The following is a 3,342-nucleotide window of genomic DNA, read 5'->3' on the forward strand; positions in this document are numbered from 1 at the left end:
TTTTGATTAATATATTTCTGATTTTCACAACATTATCCTTTGCACAAGATTTATACGATATTAATAAAATAAGAAATATAAAGCTTGATTTTTATAATTCTAATTGGGATGCTATTTTAGATACATTTCAGAAATATAATAGTGATAAGCGTGTTTTGGCAGACCTTACAATTGACGGAATTAAATACGATAGTGTAGGAGTGAGGTTTAAGGGAAATAGTTCTTACAGAGATAAGAATAATAAGAATCCTTTTAATATTGATATTAATTTTGTTAAAGACCAAAATGTTTACGGTTACAAAAAACTCAAGCTCTCAAATATGTTTAAAGACCCAAGCGGAGTTAGGGAGGTTTTATCTTATGAAATATTAAGAAACTATATGCCTGCCCCAAAATCAAATTTTGTGATGCTATATATTAATGGGAAAGTTCACGGACTTTATACTAATGTTGAATCAATAAGTAATGATTTCTTAGAAAAACACTTTGGCTCAAATGATAATCCGTTTTTTAAGTGCGACCCTATTACAATTACAGCTACTCCTGCACCGCCACCTCATGGCTGTAAACATGTTCAAGGGATTTCTTCATCACTTATCGACATGGGACCTGATACTTTCTGCTACGAACAATCTTATGAAATAAAATCAGACTATGGATGGACAGATTTAATGAATTTAGTTCTGGATTTAAACGGTAATATTTCAAACATCAAAAATGTCCTTAATGTTGATATGGTACTTTGGATGAATGCTTTTAACAATGTTTTTATTAATCTTGATAGTTATCTTGGTTCAGGTCATAATTACTATCTTTACGAAAATGATAATAAAATATTTAATACTATCTGCTGGGATTTGAATATGTGTTTTGGTTCTTTCACAAGAATTGATAGTGGGAGACATTTGAATATAGTTCAAATGATATCAATGCCTCCTGATTTTGCATTCTATAATGCAAATCGTCCTTTGGTAAATAAACTAATGGCGGTACCTGAATACAGAAGGAGATATTATGCACATTTTAAAACTATTTACACGGAATTTTTACAAAATGATAAAATGCAGGATAGAGCGGTTGTATTGCACTCTATGATTGATTCTTTTGTAACTATTGATAGCAATTATTTTTACAGTTATTATGATTTTTTAAGAAATATAAATCAGAATGTAGGATACGGACCACAAACAACGGTAGGAGTAAATTTATTAATGGATAATCGTAGTGGTTTTCTTAGTTTCCATTCCCAATTAAAAAAAACACAAGCAGAAATTACCGATATATCTCAATCTGTTGAATTTCCAATGGAAAATGAAGACGTTTGGATAAGTGCAAAAATATCAAATTCAACTCAGGCATTTTTATATTATCGTTCAGATTTATTTGTTCCTTTTAATAAAATTCAGATGTTTGACGATGGAAATCACCATGATGGAAATGCAAGTGATGGTATTTATGGAGTACAGATACCCGGATTTAATATGGCTACTAATGTAAATTATTATATTTATGCAGAAAATTTGATAACTAATACGGCAAAATTATCTCCTGAAAGAGCTGAATTTGAATACTACTCTTACATTGTTGGAAATCAATCTTCTACTTCAGATATTGTAATAAATGAATTGATGGCTTCAAATAATATTACTGTTGCTGACCAAAACAATGAATATGACGATTGGGTTGAAATTTATAATAATTCTTCAAATAATATTTCATTAAAAGGAATGGGACTTACTGATGATGAAAATGATATTTTTCAATTTGTTTTTCCCGATACTTTTATTGCTGCTCATGGTTTTATTATTGTTTGGATTGATGATGATGAAGAACAACAAGGCTTACATACAAATTTTAAATTATCAAAAGCAGGAGAGAAACTTATTTTATCAGATTCACAAGCTAAATTAATTGATCAGGTAATTTTTAATAATCAAACCACAGATATTTCTTTTGGCAGATATCCAAACGCTACAGGTAATTTTGAATTTATGCCACCGACATTTAATGCAAGTAATATTAGTTATTCAGATGTTTATGAGGCTTTTAAAGATAATAATGTTAGCATAAAAGTATATCCGAATCCAACAAATGGATTTTTAACTATTGAAGCAGAAAAGCTATTTGTTGAAATATTTGATGTTAATGGAAAAATAATTTTTAAATCCGATAAAGTACTATCATCAATTTGTAAAGTTGATTTACAAGGAAAGAAAGATGGATTGTATTTCGTTAGATTTTATAATAATGATTTTGTAAAAGTGAAAAAAATTATTTTGCGTAAATGATTGAATATGGTGGTTTTTAAATCACAAATTGCTTTTTGAAAAACCAAATATTACCAAATAAAAAAAAATATTATATTTGCGAAAGTATTTAATATACATTCAAAATTTATTAGGGCATGAAAATATTAAAACTACAGAAATTCACACACATATTACTAGCAAAAGGCTTTGTAGTATTGCTAATACAATGGATAATAGGGACTTATAGGTTTATAAGTATATCTGCACATAATGGAAATAAACGGAACTTCCGTTTATACTAATGTTGTGCGGCATACAAGAAAAGAGCCAACGCTCGGTCAAGCACATTTGGTTTTTGCCAACGCTAAAACCCAACGCTGAAAAACCAAAAGAGCTTGCCCTTTCCCAACCCACGACAAGACAATGAATATTTACACTGATATACAGTGAACTTTTACTATCTTTGACACCGAATAAACAAAACTTGGGTTTCAAATGAACCGAATAAAAGAAGTTTTAAAGGACAAAGGAATTTCGCAGACTTGGCTCGCCAAACAAACGGGAAAAAGTTACAACACGATTAACGAATATGCTCGTAACGTGAGACAACCGAGTTTGGAAGACTTGTACAAAATTTCGGAAATCTTAAACGTGAAAGTCAAAGATTTAATAACAGAAAGAACAGAATTAAAATAATGGCAGAAAAAAAATCACCAAAAGACGGATATATTTTTGATTTTATATCAGGTCAAGAAATAAAAGCAACTCCTGAAGAAATTGATGCAGTTCAGCCTTTTTCCAAAAGACTATTTGACGAATACGAATACGACAAGGAATTATTGCAAACTCGACCTCAATATACAGTTAGGAAAACTCCATCTGATGAAGTCAAGACATTCCCAATAGATATTGGCGTGTTTAAATCTAATGGACGTACTGAATCTGAACTTGTTGGAATAATTGAATGTAAAAAGAAAACAAGAAAAGATGGTTTAGAGCAACTCAAACTATATATGGATATGTGTAGTTCCGTTGAATGGGGAGTCTGGTTTAATGGCGAAGAACAAATCAATTTACGAAAAGTTAAAAAAGA

At 30.0% G+C, this 3,342-nt stretch carries 3 protein-coding genes; all 3 read left to right on the forward strand.

Annotated elements, in window-relative coordinates; genetic code table 11:
- Positions 1–2,288, forward strand: a 2,288-nt coding sequence (locus U9R42_06200) for a CotH kinase family protein (GenBank protein MEA3495611.1), incomplete at its 5' end; no start/stop codon positions are given.
- 456 nt (positions 2,289–2,744) lie between these two features.
- Positions 2,745–2,945 (forward strand): helix-turn-helix transcriptional regulator, encoded by a 201-nt coding sequence (locus U9R42_06205; GenBank protein MEA3495612.1) that lies wholly within the window; start codon positions 2,745–2,747, stop codon positions 2,943–2,945.
- On the forward strand, positions 2,945–3,342 hold a 398-nt coding region (locus U9R42_06210), incomplete at its 3' end, for a type I restriction enzyme HsdR N-terminal domain-containing protein (protein MEA3495613.1). The genes U9R42_06205 and U9R42_06210, both read left to right, overlap by 1 nt.

The sequence above is a fragment of the Bacteroidota bacterium genome, from assembly GCA_034723125.1.
Taxonomy (GTDB): Bacteria; Bacteroidota; Bacteroidia; order CAILMK01; family JAAYUY01; genus JAYEOP01.